Origin of the sequence: Deinococcus sp. Marseille-Q6407 (assembly GCF_946848805.1) — a bacterium.
GTDB lineage: Bacteria > Deinococcota > Deinococci > Deinococcales > Deinococcaceae > Deinococcus.
On the sequence record NZ_CAMPFU010000002.1, the window covers coordinates 635725 to 653592 of the forward strand.

At 64.9% G+C, this 17868-nt stretch carries 13 protein-coding genes; 6 read left to right on the forward strand and 7 right to left on the reverse strand.

Going from position 1 to position 17868, the window contains the following annotated elements; all coding sequences use genetic code 11:
* Window positions 1-54: 54 nt before the first annotated feature.
* The 4 genes from OCI36_RS05120 to OCI36_RS05135 all read right to left on the reverse strand — a co-directional run bounded on the left by OCI36_RS05120 (window position 55) and on the right by OCI36_RS05135 (window position 3844).
* Window positions 55-783: a histidine phosphatase family protein gene (locus tag OCI36_RS05120; protein WP_261664000.1), complete on the reverse strand. Its 729-nt coding sequence runs from the start codon at window positions 781-783 to the stop codon at window positions 55-57.
* Window positions 776-1819: a phosphoribosylformylglycinamidine cyclo-ligase gene (gene purM / locus OCI36_RS05125; protein ID WP_261664001.1), complete on the reverse strand. Its 1044-nt coding sequence runs from the start codon at window positions 1817-1819 to the stop codon at window positions 776-778. The genes OCI36_RS05120 and purM overlap by 8 nt, the downstream gene beginning before the upstream one ends.
* A 367-nt stretch (window positions 1820-2186) precedes the next feature.
* Window positions 2187-3026: a hypothetical protein gene (locus tag OCI36_RS05130; protein ID WP_261664002.1), complete on the reverse strand. Its 840-nt coding sequence runs from the start codon at window positions 3024-3026 to the stop codon at window positions 2187-2189.
* Between the two features lie 77 nt (window positions 3027-3103).
* Window positions 3104-3844: a hypothetical protein gene (locus tag OCI36_RS05135; RefSeq protein WP_261664003.1), complete on the reverse strand. Its 741-nt coding sequence runs from the start codon at window positions 3842-3844 to the stop codon at window positions 3104-3106.
* 94 nt (window positions 3845-3938) lie between these two features.
* Here OCI36_RS05135 and OCI36_RS05140 point away from each other — a divergent pair, with 94 nt between their 5' ends.
* Both OCI36_RS05140 and OCI36_RS05145 read left to right on the forward strand, forming a co-directional pair.
* The gene (locus OCI36_RS05140; RefSeq protein WP_261664004.1) at window positions 3939-5027 is read left to right on the forward strand and encodes a transposase; all 1089 of its coding nucleotides are present in this window, start codon (window positions 3939-3941) and stop codon (window positions 5025-5027) included.
* A 90-nt stretch (window positions 5028-5117) separates the two neighbouring features.
* Entirely contained in the window at window positions 5118-7172 is a 2055-nt protein-coding gene (locus OCI36_RS05145) for a thioredoxin domain-containing protein (protein WP_261664005.1), read from the forward strand.
* A 105-nt stretch (window positions 7173-7277) separates the two neighbouring features.
* Here OCI36_RS05145 and cysS read toward each other — a convergent pair whose 3' ends face one another.
* Window positions 7278-8822 carry a cysteine--tRNA ligase gene (cysS, locus tag OCI36_RS05150; protein WP_261664006.1) on the reverse strand — a complete coding sequence of 515 codons (1545 nt, stop codon included), beginning with the start codon at window positions 8820-8822 and terminating at the stop codon, window positions 7278-7280.
* Window positions 8823-9411: 589 nt separating this feature from the next.
* Between cysS and rocD the strand changes: the two genes are divergently transcribed.
* A complete protein-coding gene (rocD, locus tag OCI36_RS05155) occupies window positions 9412-10695 on the forward strand; it encodes an ornithine--oxo-acid transaminase (protein WP_261664007.1) in 1284 nt (427 codons plus the stop codon).
* A gap of 145 nt (window positions 10696-10840) precedes the next feature.
* Here the strand turns inward: rocD and hspR are convergent, their stop codons facing one another.
* The gene (gene hspR / locus OCI36_RS05160) at window positions 10841-11497 is read right to left on the reverse strand and encodes a heat shock protein transcriptional repressor HspR, fused homodimer type (protein WP_261664008.1); all 657 of its coding nucleotides are present in this window, start codon (window positions 11495-11497) and stop codon (window positions 10841-10843) included.
* Between the two features lie 86 nt (window positions 11498-11583).
* Here hspR and OCI36_RS05165 point away from each other — a divergent pair, with 86 nt between their 5' ends.
* The 3 genes from OCI36_RS05165 to acnA all read left to right on the forward strand — a co-directional run bounded on the left by OCI36_RS05165 (window position 11584) and on the right by acnA (window position 15684).
* Window positions 11584-11916, forward strand: a complete 333-nt coding sequence (locus OCI36_RS05165) for a hypothetical protein (RefSeq protein ID WP_261664009.1) — start codon at window positions 11584-11586, stop codon at window positions 11914-11916.
* Window positions 11917-11980: 64 nt separating this feature from the next.
* Window positions 11981-12826 (forward strand): 16S rRNA (adenine(1518)-N(6)/adenine(1519)-N(6))-dimethyltransferase RsmA, encoded by an 846-nt coding sequence (gene rsmA, locus OCI36_RS05170; protein WP_261664010.1) that lies wholly within the window; start codon window positions 11981-11983, stop codon window positions 12824-12826.
* A gap of 134 nt (window positions 12827-12960) precedes the next feature.
* The gene (acnA, locus tag OCI36_RS05175; RefSeq protein WP_261664011.1) at window positions 12961-15684 is read left to right on the forward strand and encodes an aconitate hydratase AcnA; all 2724 of its coding nucleotides are present in this window, start codon (window positions 12961-12963) and stop codon (window positions 15682-15684) included.
* 208 nt (window positions 15685-15892) lie between these two features.
* Here the strand turns inward: acnA and OCI36_RS05180 are convergent, their stop codons facing one another.
* Window positions 15893-17734 (reverse strand): DEAD/DEAH box helicase, encoded by a 1842-nt coding sequence (locus OCI36_RS05180; protein ID WP_261664012.1) that lies wholly within the window; start codon window positions 17732-17734, stop codon window positions 15893-15895.
* Between the last annotated feature and the right edge of the window lie 134 nt (window positions 17735-17868).

Here is a 17868-nt window from a genome sequence, read left to right on the forward strand (position 1 = left end):
TGTTCTTTTGCTGGCCGTCCTCTCTCTAGAGAACCGACCACCAGAAAGCAGGGCTCAGGTGATCAGCCCGGCCGGGCCGCTGCCGTCGCGGGTGTCCAGCGGGTGTTCCAGATGGGCGTCGTCGTTAAAGCCCAGCAGGGTGCCGCTGTGTTCGCCCAGGATCACCCGGGTGATCGAGGCGTTGCCCACCGAGAGCCGGGACCAGACCTGACGGCCAGCCTCCTCGCCCAGGGCCAGTCCCACCGCCACCCGCACCAGACCGCCGTGGGTCACCACCAGAACGCGCTGCCCGGTGTGGCGTTCCCGCAGTTCAGCGAAGGTCTCACGGCTGCGCACGAACAGGTCGCGCATGCTCTCGCCGCCAGGGCGGCAGGCGGCCCAGGGGTCGCGCTGCAATTCTTCCAGGTACTCGGGAAACTGGCTGGTGATCTCCGCCGAGGTCAGGCCAGCCAGTCTGCCCACCTGGATTTCGCGCAGGCCGGGTTCCAACTGCACCGGCGGCTTTCCAGCCAGCTGCTCCGCGACTCCCTCAGCGGTGAGGCGAGCCCGGGCCAGGTCGCTGGAATACACTGCCGCGAACTCCTGATCGCTGAGGCGCTGGGCCAGGGCCTGCACCTGCAGCTCGCCCAGTGAGCTGAGCGGCACGTCGGTCTGGCCCTGGTAGCGGCCCGAAGCGTTCCAGCTGCTTTCACCGTGCCGCACCACCCAGAACTCGGCAGACCCGGCGCCGTCGGGCAGCTGGAAGCCGAACGGCGCGCGGCGTGGCCGGCCCGGCTTAGCCAAGGGTCACGCCCTGCCCTTCCACCATCCGGCCCAGCGCCCAGGGCTGCTCGCCGGCGCCGCGCAGCGCCGAGAGGGCCTGTTCCTGCTGCGCCGCCGGCACGATAAACAGAAAGCCCACGCCCATATTGAGCGCCCGGAAAGCCTCCTGCCGCTCCACCCCGGCCCGCTGCACGATCAGCTCAAAGACCGGCGGCACCGTCCAGCTGCCCAGGTCCACCTGCATGCCGGTGCCCTCTGGGAACACCCGGGGTGGGTTGTCCACCAGGCCGCCGCCGGTGATGTGGCCCATGCCGCGAATGTCCACGCCGGCCGCCTGCAGCACATCGAACGCGCCCAGATAGGCCCGGTGCGGCACGGTGAGCAGGTCGTTCAGGGTCTGCCCGCCCAGGTCGGCGCGGGCCTCGGACCAGTCGAGGTCGTCCAGTGCCATGCGGGCCAGCGAGTAACCGTTGGTGTGCAGCCCGGCGCTAGGCAGGGCAATCACGCTGTCACCGGGTTCGATGCGCCGACCGTCAATCAGGCGGGGCCGGTCCACCGCGCCCACGATGGTGCCCACGATATCCAGTTCGCCTTCCACGTACACGCCGGGCATCTCGGCCGTTTCGCCGCCCAGCAGGGCCACGCCCAGCGCCTCGCAGGCGGTTGCCGCGCCGGTCACGACCTCGGCCACCCGCTCGGGAGAAAGTTTGCCCATCGCCACATAATCCAGAAACACCAGCGGCCGGGCGCCCTGCACCAGAATGTCGTTCACGCAATGGTTGACGATGTCCTGCCCCAGCCCGCCGAAGCGCCCGGTGCGCACCGCCACCTTGGTCTTGGTGCCCACGCCGTCGGTCGAGGCCACCAGCACCGGGTCCTCCATGTCTTTCAGCCCACGCAGGCTGAACAGGCCCCCGAAACCGCCGATTCCGCCCAGCACGGCGGGCGTGTGGGTGCGGGCCACCGCGTCCTTCATCAGTTCTACAGCGCGGTGGCCGGCATCAATATCCACACCGGCACGGGCATAAGCGCTGGATTGCTCTTTTCTGGCGTCCATTGCGTTACAGCATAAAGGATGAATAAAGCCGGAAGTGGCCGCTCAGGACTGCCGCAGGCGCAACCGCTGCGCAGACACTGGCTGGCCGCCGCGCCTCACCTGCTCCAGCCTGCCCTGCTGCCACTGAAAATCCAGCTTGTCTGGCACCCGTGCTGAGGCTGGATGGTCCCGCGCGACACGGTGATAGCATCGTCCGCGTGCCGCTCAACCCGGTAAAGTTGACGTGGCCTGTCAGCCGCCCAGTCCAGTGCCGTTACGGACCAGCTTTGACAGGTCGGCAGTGTCCTGAGCACGGAACGGACCGGACTGCCCGGGCGAAAGGTGTTGAAAGCATGGGCCAAATAGGCGGCCAGACTTGCCAGGCCCTTCAGGGCAAAGCGTCGTAGTGAATTTCCGCGCGGCCCACCACGTAGCCCTGCGCCTGCAAGCCGGCCACTTCTCCCTCGGGAGCGTAGAGATGCAACACCGAGGCTTCGTCGTGGTCGATCAAGGCCGTTTCGGCCAGCGCGATGACCTCGGCACGGCAGAGCTGGTCCGAGTGCGCCGCACACAGCCGGTAAAGGTGTCGGTTCTCGTGCCGGCCGCTGCTGCCGATGCCGAAGACCGTGTGCCCCGGCTGCACATACCACAGCGTCGGCGTGAACTCGCTGCCCACCGCCACCTCTTTGACGGTGTCCCAGCCAAAATCCAGCGGTCCTGCCAGCTGTTCGTAGGTGGCCCGGAACACGGCTTCGGTGCTGTCGTCCCAGGAGGTGAGGCGGCCAAGCTCGGCGTGGCGCGGCTGCCCGAACAGGTTCTTGGACAGACCGTAAGACGTGCGTCGCGTGAACCCGGCGTCTTCCAGCGCAGTTACCAGGTCGGGCCTGATCCACTGCGGATGAGCTTCCAGATACACTCGCAGCGGGCCGGGGCGCTGCGCCCGCAGAGCCTGGAGCAGCGACTGCCACTGACCGGCAACCTGGGGGCCGGCGGCCCGGGCATAAAAGCCCTGAACATACTTCCCCTCCGACACGCCCAGCCCGGCCACAATGTCCCTGCCTTCACGCAGCACCAGAAATTCCCCCGCCAGTTCAGCCTGCTCGGCTGCGCTGAAGTGGCTCAGAATGGCAGCGGCCCGCTTCTGGGGCTGCGCCAGCCCGTAAAAGCCCTGCTGAGCCACGAAATAACCGCAGAGTTCGTGAGGGTGCAGCGAGGTCAGCTGAGTCATACCGGCCAGCTTAGACTGGCCTGGCCGGTGTCCTCATCGGCCAAATGGCGTAGTGGAAGCCGGTCCCCACCGGCCGCTTACAGCCGGGCCGGCACGAACACACCCCGGTCCGCGTTCCACCGCAGGCGGTAGATGGGCAGCCGCGACTCGTCATTCGTCACGAAGACTTTGAGGTCGCTGACCCGGGAGTCGGTAAGCCGATCAGGCAGTTCCACATCCAGCCACACCTCGCCCTGTGCCCCCGCAGCGCGCCGGAAAGCCTGTACCCGCGCCGAGGCGTCTGCCAGAACCGCCGGCGGCAGGCCGGGCTTGACGGCACTCCAGGGCTGGAGCCGGTACGGCACGCCGATCCGCGAAAACTTCTCGTCCACTACCCGGCCATTCACGTAACGGTGAACATAGAGGTCGCTGGACCCACAGGGCCAGTCGCCGCAGCCGGGAGGAGCGGCGGAGTAGTTCCAGTCCAGCAGCAGCAGCCCACGCCCGTCACGGCTCCACCAGACGTCCAAGCGCGCCTGATAACTGTCGCCCGCCCAGGCGCCGGACGCTGCCCGGTCGTCCAGGCTGGCCGAAGGCAGGTCACGCCGCAGCACACAGTAGACATTGCCGTAGCAGCCCGGCGTCTCCGGCTGCGCGGCCAGCTCCACCAGCCGCTTCAGAGAAGGCTGCGCCTGTGGCCGTGAGGCCGGAGCGGCCAGCGCAGCGCGTGCCTGCGGCGACTGCGCCAGAACAGGTCCGCCCAGCCCGGCGCCGGCCAAGGCTGCCAGGACCAGTTTGACCCATACTTGTTTGGCTTCTGTCTGCTTGGAGGGAAACATGATCCAGCATACGCCAGGGCAGTGAGGGTATCACTCAGAACTTGCACCTGAATAGGCGGACAAAAAGCGCTCCCAGAGCTGAAATTCTGGAAGTGTGTACAAACAGGTTTCAGGGGAGCGCACCCATATTCTCTCACAGCGGATTCTGGACATTCCAGAGACGCTGTACCAACGGCGAAGCCTCCAGGCTTCGCTGCACCTCTTCCACAGTCCAGGTCAGAAGACCAAGTTCAGCCAGGCTGAGGGAGTCAGCCCCAGTGCACTGAGTCGCTTCTTCAACGTCTATGACTGGGATTCAGACCGCTGCCGGGAAGAGATGCAGGACTTCCAGTGGCGCATCCTGCTGGATACAGCTCGTCACAAACGCAGACCTCGTCTGCGGCTCAGCGTGGATCTGACCACGGTGGAAAAGGTGGGAATTCAGCTGCCCTACGTCAGCGTCTACAACGGCAGGCACGGCATCCATCTGGTGGTCCTGTTCGCCGAATATGGGGAACTGAAGTTCCCCATTTCTTACCGGGTCTACCAGGGCAAGTACACCAGCACTCCCGTCACGTTAGCCCTTGACCTGCTGGAAGAGGTGCCAGACTTCGTCGGGAAACGCTTTCAGGTCTGCGTACTGGCAGACAGTGGATTCGAATCCGCTGTCTTTCTGGACGGTGTGCAGCGTCTCGGTTTCGAGTTCGTGGTGGGTGTGAGGAGTAACCGGCGCACGGATCATCCTGGACAGGTGACGGTTGCGGACTGTCCGCATGGGGGGTACGTCAACCTCGCCAACTGGCCTCTGGAAACGCTGTCTCTGGGGAGGATGGACCGTGGGGACCGCGAATTCTTCGCGGTGTCGTCTGAGCTGTTAGAGGGGGATGACATCCTGGCCGAAGGAAAACGGCGCTGGGCACTGGAGTCGTTTTTCAAAGAAGGGAAGCATCAGTTTGGGTTGGCGCAGTTCGCGCTGCGAACTGCCAGGGGTCTGGACCGCTGGATTTTGATGGTCTTCCTGGCCTTCACCCTGACGACGCTGCACCGCTCAGAGGCCCTGACCTTGAAGGAAGCTGCACGCTTGGCTCTCTACGCCTTGTTCCCCGAAGTCAGGCTCAACCACCTGCTGGGCCAGCTTCGGAAAGAGCAAGAATTCCTGCGCCAGCACGGCTATTCGCTCAGCTATGCAAGGTGCAAGTTATGAGTATCAGCTTGCGTCCGGCAACTCCGGTGCCGTATCACTCCATTTCTTTTGCTCCATTTCCCCGGCTGCGTCTCCCCTATGCTGGCCGGCATGAGCGAACCCACCTCCTCCCCCGGCCACAACCGCCTCGGCAGCGAGTCCAGCCCCTATCTGCGTCAGCACGCCGGCAACCCGGTGCACTGGTGGCCCTGGTGCGACGAAGCCTTCGCGGAAGCGCGCCGCCGCGACGTGCCGGTGCTGCTGAGCATCGGCTACAGCACCTGCCACTGGTGCCACGTGATGGCGCACGAATCGTTCGAGGACGAGGGGACGGCGGCGCAGATGAACGAGGGATTCGTGAACATCAAGGTGGACCGCGAGGAAAGGCCCGATGTGGACAGCATCTACATGGCCGCCACCCAGGCGATGACCGGGCAGGGCGGCTGGCCGATGACAGTGTTCCTGAACCATGACCGCCAGCCGTTTCATGCCGGCACCTACTACCCGCCGCGTGAGGGCCTGGGCCTGCCGTCGTTCCGGCGAATGCTGGCTGCGGTTTCGGACGCTTGGGAACACCGCCGCGCCGACCTGGACGCCAACGCCCAGGCCCTGACCGCCCACATTCAGGCGCTCAGCCGCTCGGGTGCCCCGGAGCAAGCGCAGGACTGGCCGGCCGGCTTCCTGAAGCGGCCGCTGGACGTGCTGCCGCAGCTGTTCGACCCGCAGGCCGGAGGCTTCGGCGGCGCGCCCAAGTTCCCGTCGCCCACCACGCTGGATTTCCTGCTGAAGTCGGGCGACCGGCAGGGGCAGGCCATGGCGCTGCACACCCTGCGGCAGATGGGGCGCGGCGGCATTCACGACCAGCTGGGCGGCGGCTTTCACCGCTACTCGGTGGACGCTGCGTGGCTGGTGCCGCACTTCGAGAAGATGCTGTACGACAACGCCCAGCTGACCCGCACGCTGCTGGCCGCCTTTCAGGTGAGCGGCGACACCGAGTTCGCGGACATGGCCCGCGGCACGCTCGGGTATCTGGAACGGGAGATGCGGCATCCGGCCGGCGGGTTCTTCTCGGCCCAGGACGCCGACACCCAGGGTGTCGAGGGCTTGACCTCCACCTGGACTCCAGCCGAGCTGGAAGCGGTGCTGGGCCAGGAAGACGCCGACTGGGTGGGCGCCCACTACGGTGTGACCGAGCAGGGCAACTTCGAGGACCCGCACCGCCGTGACGCCGGGCGCCGCACGGTGCTCTCACAGACCGGCCCGCTGACCCCAGAGCAGCGTCAGCGCCTGCCTGAGCTGCGTGCCCGCCTGCTGGCTGCCCGTGCCCAGCGCCCCCAACCGCACCGCGACGACAAGGTGCTGACCTCCTGGAACGGCCTGGTGCTGGCTGCACTGGCCGACGCCGGCCGCATTCTGGGCGCCGCAGGGGAAGGGGAACACTGGCTGGACCTGGCCCGGCAGAATGCCGCCTGGGTGCGCGCTGTCCTGCGCCAGCCGGACGGCACCCTCTGGCACAGCTGGCTGGACGGCCAGCCACCGCGGGTGGAAGGCCTACTGGAAGACCACGCCCTGTACGGCCTGGGCCTGGTCGCGCTGTATCAGGCCAGCGGCGAGCTGGAGTATCTGGACTGGGCACGCGAGCTGTGGCACATCGTGCAGCGCGACTTCTGGGACGAGGAAGCCGGGCTATTCCACTCCAGCGGCGGCCGCGCCGAAACGCTGCTGACTCGCCAGAGCAGCGCCTTCGATGCGGCTGTCATCAGCGACAACGCGGCCGCTGCGCTGCTGGGCCTGTGGATGAACCGCTATTTCAGCGACGAAGCCGGCGAGCGGCTGGCCCGCCGCACCGTGACCAGCCACCTCACTGAGCTGGCGCAGGCCCCACACGGCATGGGCGGGCTGTGGCAGGCAGCGGCCATGCTGGAAGCCCCGCACACCGAACTGGCCATCATCGGCACTCAGCAGGAGCGTGCGCCGCTGGAACAGGTCGCCGCCGAATTTCTGCTGCCTTACGTGGCCCTGGCCCCGGCAGACGCACCACAGGGTCTGCCGGTCCTGGAAGACCGCGAGGGTGGTGGCACCGCCTACCTGTGCGTGAACCACGCCTGCCAGCTGCCGGCCCGTGACCCTCAGACATTGCGCGAGCAACTGGCCGCCCTGGGCTGAAACCTGAGACAGGGCAAAAAAGGCCGCCGCTGGAAGAACACTTCTCCCGGCGGCGGCTTGTTCGGCTCTCTACACAGGCGGAGAGGAAACCTGTCTAGCCGGGCTTCAGCGCTTCCAGCGCGCCCCGTCCTTGGTGTCCTCAATGGTGATTCCGGCCTCGCTCAGCGTGCCGCGCAGCTGGTCAGCCTCGGCGTACTGCTTGTTCAGGCGGTAGTTCTGCCGGGCTTGCAGCACCAGTTCCATCAGCGCATCCACCAGTTCGGCGTCGTCCTGCCCGGCCGCTTCAGCGGCGCTGCCGGCAGCGAACAGGCCCAGCACGTCCCCACCCAGCGAGCGGAAAGCGTCACGGGCCTGTTCCAGCGCCCCGCGTGGCACCGGGCCGGCGGCCAGCGCCGCGTTCAGGTCGCTGCTCAGGCCAAACAGCTCAGCCACCGCTTTGGGCGTGCTGAAATCGTCACGCATGGCATCCTCGAAGGCCTGCACATGTCCGGCAATCTTCTGCTCCAGCTCAGCGTCCTGGCCTTCCGGAGCGTCCCGCAGCCGGCGCTCCACTTCGGCCAGGGTGCCGGTCAGGCGAGCGTAGCCGCTCTGGGCACTGGCAAAAGCGTCCTCGTTCATCTCGGTATTGGTGCGGTAATGGCTGCTGACCAGCAAGAAGCGCACCACCATCGGGTCGTAGCGCTGCAGGATGTCGTGGATGGTCGTGAAGTTGCCCTTGGACTTGCTCATCTTCTCGCCATTGATGGTCAGCATGTTGTTGTGCATCCAGTAGCGGGCAAACGGGTGCCCGGCCGCCTCGGCCTGGGCAATTTCGGCCTCGTGGTGTGGGAACTGCAGGTCCAGGCCGCCGCCATGAATATCGAACCCCTCGCCCAGATATTTCAGGCTCATCGCCGAGCATTCGATGTGCCAGCCGGGAAAGCCCAGGCTCCAGGGCGATTCCCAGCGCATCAGGTGGCTGGGTTCGGCCTTTTTCCACAGCGCAAAGTCTCGCGGGTCGCGCTTTTCTTCGCGCACGGCCTCGCGGGTGCCTTCGGCCTGCTCCTCCAGCCGGCGGCCCGACAGCTTGCCGTACTCAGGCCAGGAATACACGTCGAAATACACGCTGCCCTGTGACTCATAGGCGTGGCCACGCCGGATCAGTTCCTCAATCAGTTCGATTTGTTCGGGAATGTGGCCGGTGGCGCGCGGATTCACGCTGGGCCGGCGCACGTTCAGCGCCCGCATATCGTCCGCGAAAGACCAGAAATACTTGTCGGCCACTTCCATCGGCTCCAGCTGCTCCAGCCGGGCGCGGGCCTGCAACTTGTCCTCGCCGTCGTCCGCGTCGTTTTGCAGGTGGCCCACATCGGTGATGTTGGATACGAAGCGCACCCGGTACCCGAAATGCTCGAAGGTCCGCCGCACCACGTCAAAGGCCACGTTGGCCTTGGCGTGACCCAGGTGGGCGTCGGAGTAAACCGTCGGGCCGCAGAGGTAAAAGCCCACGTGACCGGGCGTAGCCGGCACGAAGGGCACTTTCTGGCGCTGCATGGTGTCGTACAGCTGAATGTTGGGCAGCTGAACGTTGGGCAGCTGAATATCGGGATCGGGCAGGTGGGCCGGGGTAGCCGTGGCGGCGCTGGCAGTGGGGTCGGGCGTTTGAGTCATGGTGGGTTCTCCAGAAGGGAAAGGAGGGCAAAAACAAAAAACCCGCGCCTGCATTCCGAAAAACGGGAAGAAGGCGCGGGCGCGGCAAGCGCGGAACCGCTCAGCAGGGGCAACAGGACGCTGACATGCCAGCAGTCTAGCGCAAGTCGCCTGCCCAGCGCCGTGCCGGGGAAGCAAAAGCCGGGGCTATTCAACTGGGAGGTATAGAGTTGCATCCTGACAAACGCTGCCCCAAGTCGCCTCTATACAAGCATTCGCTTGATAATTCCACATATCTCTCCTGCAAAAGCATCTTTTCAGGACTCTCGGCGGTTTAGCGGCTGCCCTCAGTCTCTCCAAGTGTCAAAGGTGCCCCTTGACGCTTAGCGTATTTTTATAAATACTGTTTGCACTGATCCAGCGCCGCTCAGCGCTGGGGAAAAAGCCGCCTAGTGCGGCCAGCGGGCTGCTGGGAAGGGACCGCACCCACGTTATGCTGAGCGGTGCAGGACCTTTCCCATTCCACCTTTTTCTTTTTTCTTCCGGCGTCCCGGCGTGGCACCTGTGCCTCCTGGCCGCCCGGAAGGCCCCGCCCCACAGGAGGAGCCACATGAACCAGCAAGACTACATCGCCCTGGAAGACCAGTACGGAGCCCATAACTACCACCCCCTGCCGGTGGTTCTCTCGCGCGGCCAGGGAGCCAAGGTGTGGGACACCGAGGGCAAGGAATATTTCGATTTCCTCTCGGCCTACTCGGCGGTGAACCAGGGTCACGGCCACCCCAAAATCGTGAGCGCAATGGTGGAACAGGCCCAGACGCTGGCGCTGACCAGCCGGGCTTTTTACAACGACAAGCTGGGCGTGTACGAGAAATTCGTGTGCGAGTACTTCGGCTTCGACAAGGTGCTGCCGATGAACACCGGCGCCGAAGCGGTGGAAACGGCACTCAAGCTGTGCCGCAAGTGGGCCTACGAGAAAAAAGGCCTGCCCGAAAATCAGGCCCAGATCATCGTCTGTGAGAACAACTTCCACGGCCGCACCACCACTATCATTTCCTTTTCCAACGACGAAACCGCCCGCAAGAACTTCGGCCCTTACACCGACGGCTTTCTCCGGATTCCCTACGACGATCTGGAGGCGCTGAAAGCGGCGCTGGAGAGCAACCCCAACGTGGCCGGCTTTCTGGTGGAACCGATTCAGGGCGAAGCGGGCGTGTACGTACCCAGCGACGGCTACCTGAAGGGTGCCAAAGCCCTGTGCGAGCAGCACGGCGTGCTGTTTATCGCCGACGAGGTACAGACCGGCATCAGCCGCACCGGCCGGCGCCTGGCGGTGGACCACGAGGACGTCAAGCCCGACATCCTGATTCTGGGCAAGGCCATTTCCGGCGGCGTGTACCCCATCAGCGCGGTGCTGGCCAACGACGAAATCATGAACGTGATCAAGCCTGGCCAGCACGGCTCGACCTTCGGCGGCAACCCGGTAGCGGCGGCCGTAGCAGTCGCCGCCCTGACTGTGGCCCAGGAAGAGAAGCTGGCCGAGCGCGCCGAGGAGCTGGGCCAGAAGTTCCGCGCAGCCATCAGCGAGTACATCGAGGGCAGCAAAATCGCCAAGCTGGTGCGCGGCAAGGGCCTGCTGAACGCCGTGGTCATTAACGATCACGAAGAAAGCGAGACCGCCTGGAACATCTGCCTGCGAATGGCCGACAAGGGCCTGCTGGCCAAGCCCACCCACGGCAACATCATCCGCTTTGCCCCGCCGCTGGTGATCAGCGAAGAAGACCTGATGAAGGGCGTCAAGATCATCACCGACACCCTGCAGGAATTCGAGGACGAAGCCGAGCGGGTTTCCATGGCCGAAGTGAACCACCCCGACCACGTCGAACAGATTTAAAGCTCGCGCCAAACGGCGCCGCCGCCCCTGAGCAAAGTGGGCAGCGGTGTTTTGGCTTTCCGGCCGGGCCGGGCAGCTTGCTTACTGTGATTACTTGCTGTGGTACTTGTTATTCCTGCAGATCTTCCGGTGCCGGCAGTTCACGCTACTGGGTCATCCGCTTGGTAATGTCCTGCTGGATACGGCGCACATTGCCTTCCATGCGGGCGTGGGCGCCTTCCAGCTCTTGGCGCAGCCGCATGATCTCTTCCACGCCGGCCAGGTTCACACCCAGTTCCTGGGTGAGGCGGCGAATCTCGCGCAGGTGCTCAATGTCGCGCTCGGAGTACAGCCGGGTCTTGCCGCTGGAGCGGCCAGGACGAATCAGTTCCTTGCGTTCGTAGAGGCGCAGGGTCTGCGGGTGCATATCCACCAGTTCGGCGGCGATAGAAATGACATAGACTGGCCGGTCTTTGGGGTCGTCGGGGGCTGGCAGGGCCTTGCTCCGCTGCTGGGAGCGGATCTCGCCCTCAATTCGCTTGATCTCGGCCTCGAACTCACCCTGCAGATCGTCCAGCTCGTGCTGAAGGCGCATGACCTCTTCCACGCCGGCCAGGTTCACACCCAGCTCCTGGGTCAGGCGGCGAATCTCGCGCAGGTGTTTGATATCGCGTTCGGAATACAGCCGGGTCTTCCCCCCGTTGCGGCCGGGTTTGATCAGGCCCTTACGCTCGTAGAGGCGCAGGGTCTGGGGATGCATGGCCACCAGCTCCGCCGCCACGGAAATCACATACACAGGTTTGTTCTTGGTATCGGCGGGCATAGGAAACAGTATAACGCTTTTGCAGAAGGCTTGAGTGTCATCCTATCAGGTAAGGGCTGCGGGGAGACTATGGCAAACTGAAAGACATGTCAGCCCCCTCTGCTCCCCCGCCCGCACCACAGAATTTCAGCTTCAACCCCTGGAAGTATTTGGGCATCGTGGCCGCCGTGTTCGTGCTGCTGGTGGCCGGCTTTACCTGGTACCTGCTCAGCCAGAGCCGCGAGAGCCGCGACTATGCCCAGGCAGCGCTGCGGGCCGCTGCCGGCCAGACCCTGCCGAAAGACGGCCGCCCCTGCGCCGAGCTGCTGGGGCAGCCGCTGCCGGGCAGCATTGAGAGCTGCCGGGTACTGCCCGGTACCCCGCCCACCGCCGAGCTGGGGCTGCAGGGCGGGCGCAAAGGCGTGCTGCGGGGCGAGTAAGCGGCCCCGGCCAGAGGTCTGCGGCGGGCCAGATGCTCCACCTGAATGCTCTACAGTGGGCCGGATGACCGAGCCACACGCCGCCGATTCCGCGCCCCTCTACTCGCCCGCCCGCGTCAAGGACCTGATGCAGCGCCACGGCATTCGCCCCACCAAGAGCCTGGGGCAGAATTTCCTGATTGACGGCAACATCCTGCGGGCCATTGCGGACGCAGGCGGGGCCGGGCCGGGTGTCAGCGTGCTGGAGGTGGGGCCGGGCCTGGGCGTGCTAACCCGCGAACTGGCCGAGCGCGGCGCGCAGGTCACCACCCTGGAAAAAGACCAGGGCCTGCGGCCGGTGCTGGAAGAAACCCTGAGTGGGCTGGACGTGAACATCGTCTGGGGCGACGCCCTGGAATTCGACTACGCCGCGCTGCCGGCCGGCACCCGGGTGATTGCCAACCTGCCCTACTACATCACCGGCCCGCTGCTCTCGCGCTTCATGCGGGCGCCCAGCATCGTCTCGGCCACGGTGCTGGTGCAAAAGGAAGTGGCGCAGCGTCTGGTCTCGCAGCCCGGCGACGACAACTACGGCTTTCTGACAGCGCTGGCCCACCTCTACGGCAGCGTGCGGCCGGTGCGCGACGTGCCCAAGGGGTCGTTTATTCCGGCACCCGCCGTGACCAGTTCGGTGGTGCGGCTGGACTTCGACCGTGAGCGGCCGCAGCCGAGCGAAGCCTACATCCGCCTGATTGACGCTGCGCTGCACCACCGCCGCAAGACCCTGCGCAACAACCTGAAGATGGCCGGCCATCCGGTGGACCGCGTCGAGGCCGCCATTGCCGCCGCCGGCCTGCGCCCAGACGCCCGCGCCGAGGACGTGCCGCTGGAGCAGATGCGAGTGCTGGCCGATCATCTGGGCGTAGCCTGAAGTTTGTTGTCTCTATAGAGGTTACATAAAAACTGGCCCCGTGACCTCTCAGGTTACGGGCCTTTTTGCGTCCGGCCCGGTATGATGACTGCATACCCCAGACCAATTCAACAAGGGGAAAAAGGAGAAGATTCATGGCAGAACAAGCGAAGAACCTGTTTGGTGCCCGTGACGTGCTGGGCGAGTACGCCGGCCAGAAGCACTACTACTACCGCCTAGACAAGCTCAAGGAACTGGGCCACAACGTGGATCAGCTGCCCTTCAGCATCAAGGTGCTGCTGGAAAGCGTGCTGCGCGAAGCCAACGACTACGACGTGACCCAGGACGACGTGAAGACCGTCGCCGGCTGGAGCCCCCGCAACGAAGAAGTGGAAATTCCCTTCAAGCCCGCTCGCGTAATCCTGCAGGACTTCACCGGCGTGCCGGCCGTGGTGGACCTGGCCTCTATGCGTGAAGCCATGAAGTCGGTGGGCGGCAACCCCGACAAGATCAACCCCCTGATTCCGGTGAACCTGGTGATCGACCACTCGGTGCAGGTGGACGTGTTCGGCACCGAATGGGCGCTGCAGAGCAACATGGATATCGAATTCGAGCGTAACCGCGAGCGCTACGAGTTCCTGCGCTGGGGCCAGCAGGCCTTCGACAACTTCGGCGTGGTGCCGCCCGCTTCCGGCATCGTGCACCAGGTGAACCTGGAGTACCTGGCCCGTGGCGTGCAGAGCCGCCCCGAAGACGACGGCGTGGTCGTGTACCCCGACAGCCTGGTGGGCACCGACTCGCACACCACCATGATCAACGGCCTGGGCATCGTGGGCTGGGGCGTGGGCGGTATCGAAGCCGAAGCCGTGATGCTGGGCCAGCCAATTTACATGCTGATGCCCGAAGTCGTGGGCTTCAAGATCACCGGCGAAATGCCCGAGGGTGCCACCGCCACCGACCTGGCGCTGCGCGTGACCCAGATGCTGCGCGAAAAAGGCGTGGTGGGCAAGTTCGTAGAATTCTACGGCGCTGGCCTGAGCAACATGACCCTGCCCGACCGTGCCACCATCGCAAACATGGCCCCCGAATACGGCGCCACCATGGGCTTTTTCCCGGTGGACGACGAAGCGCTGCGCTACCTGCGCCGCACCGGCCGCATGGAAGACGAAGTGGAACTGGTGGAGCAGTACTGCAAGGCTCAGGGCCTGTTCCGCACCGACGAAACCCCGGACCCCGTGTTCACCGATACCATTGAACTGGACCTGGGCAGCATCGTTCCCTCGCTGGCCGGCCCCAAGCGCCCGCAGGACCGCGTGAACCTGAGCGATATGCACAACGAATTCGCCCAGGCCCTGACCGCTCCGGTCAGCCAGCGCGGCTTCGAACTGAGTGAAGACCAGCTGGACAACCAGGGCACTATCACCGGCACCGATATCCAGATCAGCCACGGCGCCGTGACCCTGGCTTCCATCACCTCCTGCACCAACACCTCCAACCCCAGCGTGCTGATCGCTGCCGGTCTGGTGGCCAAGAAAGCGGTGGAAAAGGGCCTGAAGGTCAAGCCCTGGGTGAAGACCTCGCTGGCCCCCGGCTCGCGCGTGGTGACCGAGTATCTGGAACAGGCCGGCCTGCAGGAATACCTGGACCAGATCGGCTTCAACACCGTGGGCTACGGCTGCATGACCTGCATCGGCAACTCCGGCCCGCTGCCTGAGCCGGTGGTGGACGCCATTCAGGAAGGTGACCTGGTGGCCGCCTCGGTGCTGTCGGGCAACCGCAACTTCGAAGGCCGTATCAACCCCCATATCAAGGCCAACTACCTCGCCTCGCCTCCTCTGGTGGTCGCCTACGCGCTGGCCGGCACCGTGGTCAACGACATCGTGAACGATCCTATCGGTCAGGATGAACAGGGCGGCGACGTGTTCCTGCGCGATATCTGGCCCAGCAACGCCGAAATTCAGCAGATCTACGACACCGCCATCAACGCGGACATGTTCAAGAAGATCTATGACGGCATCGAGGAAAGCAACGAGCAGTGGAATGCTATCCCCGTGTCCGAAGGTGACCTGTTCGACTGGAAGGAAGACAGCACCTACATCCAGAACCCGCCCTTCTTCGAAGACATTGCGGGTGGCCTGCGCGAAATCGCCGACATCGAAGGTGCGCGCGCGCTGGTGAAGGTGGGCGACTCAGTCACCACCGACCACATCTCGCCGGCCGGTTCCTTCAAGGCCGACACCCCCGCTGGCCGTTTCCTGACCTCGATGGGCGTGGAACCCAAGGACTTCAACTCCTACGGCAGCCGCCGCGGCAACGACCGCGTGATGACCCGTGGCACCTTCGCCAACATCCGCCTGAAGAACCAGCTGGCTCCCGGCACCGAAGGTGGCTTTACCACCGACTACACCACCGGCGAAGTGACCAGCATCTACGACGCTGCCCAGAACTACAAGGCCGCCGGCACGCCTCTGATGGTGATTGCCGGGAAGGACTACGGCATGGGCTCCAGCCGTGACTGGGCCGCCAAGGGTACCTTCCTGCTGGGCGTCAAGGCTGTAATTGCCGAGAGCTACGAACGCATCCACCGCTCCAACCTGGTGGGCATGGGCGTGCTGCCGCTGCAGTTCATCAACGGTGAAAGCGCCGAGAACCTGGGCATCAACGGTGACGAAACCTTCACCATCAAACTGCCCGCCGACCTCAAGCCCCGCCAGAACGTGACCCTGGTGGTGACCGACAAGGAAGGCAACTCGCGGAATCTGACCGTTCAGTGCCGCATCGACACCCCGGTGGAGATCGACTACTACAAGAACGGCGGCATCCTGCAGACCGTGCTGCGCTCTATCCTGGCCCGCAGCAAGAATGAAGTGAACGCCTGAGGCTAACAGCCTGAGCCACTGCGCTTCAGCCAAATAAAGAGAAACCCCTACCCGGCCTGGGCGGGGGTTTTCTTATGGCTTTTTATAGCGCCGTCAGGAGGCGCCGACTTCATGCTCCATATCTCACGCCACATCGCTCCAGCACAAAGGGCCGCCCTCCTTCACGGAAAGCAGCCCCTTAGTGGCTGGTAGAAGTTAGGCGCTCAGCTCAGCCCTTGAACTCGCGGTCGCTGAAGTCGCGGCCTCCACGGCTGCCGCCCCGCGAGCCGCCACGGTCGTTGCCGAAACGGTCGCTGCTACGGCCACCGCCATTGCCACCACGGCCTCCACGGCTGCCGCCGTCACGGCTTTCGTAACGGCCACTGCTGCGGCCTCCCCGGTCGCCGAAAGAGCGGTCACGGTCGCCGTGAGAACGGCCACTGCGCTGCCCGCCACGGCCGCTGCGGAAATCACCTTCGTTGTCGAAGCGGCGGCCACGGCCACCTTCACGGCGTTCGCGGGTAGGCTGCTCGAACAGTTCGGGCAGTTCCTGGGCCACCTCCACGCCGATTTCACCGTCCAGCGGGCTGGCCTTCATCAGGGCGTCCACATACTGGCTGGGCACATCGGCCACCGCGCCGCCGCGCCACTGACGCACCTTACCCAGCTTGCGGGTATCCACGTCCGTATGGCGGGCAATCAGGGCCACGGTGCGAGCAACACTCATCCGGTCGCCATGCAGAATCAAGGTGGTCAGACCTTCTTCACCGCTCAGCAGGCTGGCCGGCGCCTGAGGCTCGGTCACGCCGCTGATCTTGGCCAGGGCGCGGGCCAGGGCTTCAGCGCCCATTTCGCTCAGCAGGGCCTCGGCCTGATCCATAAAGCCGGCGGCGGCATCGGCGTCTACCCGGCGCAGCATTTCGGCGCTGGCGCTGGCGCTGGCGTCCTGCACTTCGCGGGGCGTGGGCAGCGGGCGCTCGGTAAAGCGCACACCGGTCACGCGCTCCAGACCGGCAATATCGCGCTGCTCGCGGTCACCGTACATGATGATGGCGGTGCCGGTGCGGCCAGCGCGGCCGGTACGGCCCGAACGGTGCACGTAGCTTTCGGGATCCTGCGGCAGGTGGAACTGCACCACCAGGTCCACTTCGGGAATGTCCAGGCCACGGGCGGCCACGTCGGTCGCCACCAGGATGGAGGTGCGGCCGCTGCGGAAAGACCCCAAGGCGCGTTCGCGCTGGCTCTGGGCCAAGTCGCCGTGCAGCGCTTCGGCTTCAAAGCCACGGTGAATCAGTTCCAGAGCCAGTTCGTCGGTTTCGCGCTTGGTGCGGGTAAACACGATGGCCTTTTCCGGGTTGTAAACCGAGAGCAGATCGGCCAGCACGCGGATACGGCTGCGGCCCACCCGCACCTTGAGGTGTTCCACCGTCTGGGCGGCCTGGCTCTTGCCTTCGCCCACCATATCTACCACCAGCGGATCATGCAGGTACTTGCTGGAAATGCGGCGGATTTCAGGGGTCAGGGTGGCACTGAACAGCAGGGTCTGTCGGCCTTCAGGAGTGGTCTTGAGAATGGTTTCGATGGCGTCAGCAAAGCCCACGCTCAGCATTTCATCGGCCTCGTCCAGTACGGCAAAGCGCACAGCGCTCAGGTCCAGGTTGCCCCGTTCCATGTGGTCAATCAGGCGGCCGGGGGTGCCCACCACCACGTCCACGCCACGGCGCAGAGCGTTTTCCTGCGGGCCGTAAGCAGCGCCGCCGTATACGGTCAACACCGTCAGGTCACGGCCGGTTTCCTCGAACTCGGCGGCCACCTGCCGGGCCAGCTCACGGGTAGGCGCCACCACGATGGCGCGCGGCAGACGGGCGCGTTCGCGGCTGGGTTCCAGGCTCTGGATGATCGGCAGGGCAAAAGCCAGCGTCTTGCCGGTGCCGGTGCGGGCACGGCCAATCAGGTCACGGCCCTGCAGGGTATGAGGCAGGCTTTCCTGCTGAATAGGAGAAGCGTCGGTGATGCCGCGCTCGGCCAGACGCGCCGCGAGTTCGGGCGCGATCAGTTCGCTAAAATTCATTTTTGTCCTTTCGTGGGAACATGTACCCCGAGGACAGCAAATAACCCAGTGTCGTTTGCCTGCCGAAACCCGCCTTGGGGGCCGCTATGCTCTTTGGGCCATCTTCGCAGGTCCTTTCCCGTGGGGGGACATCT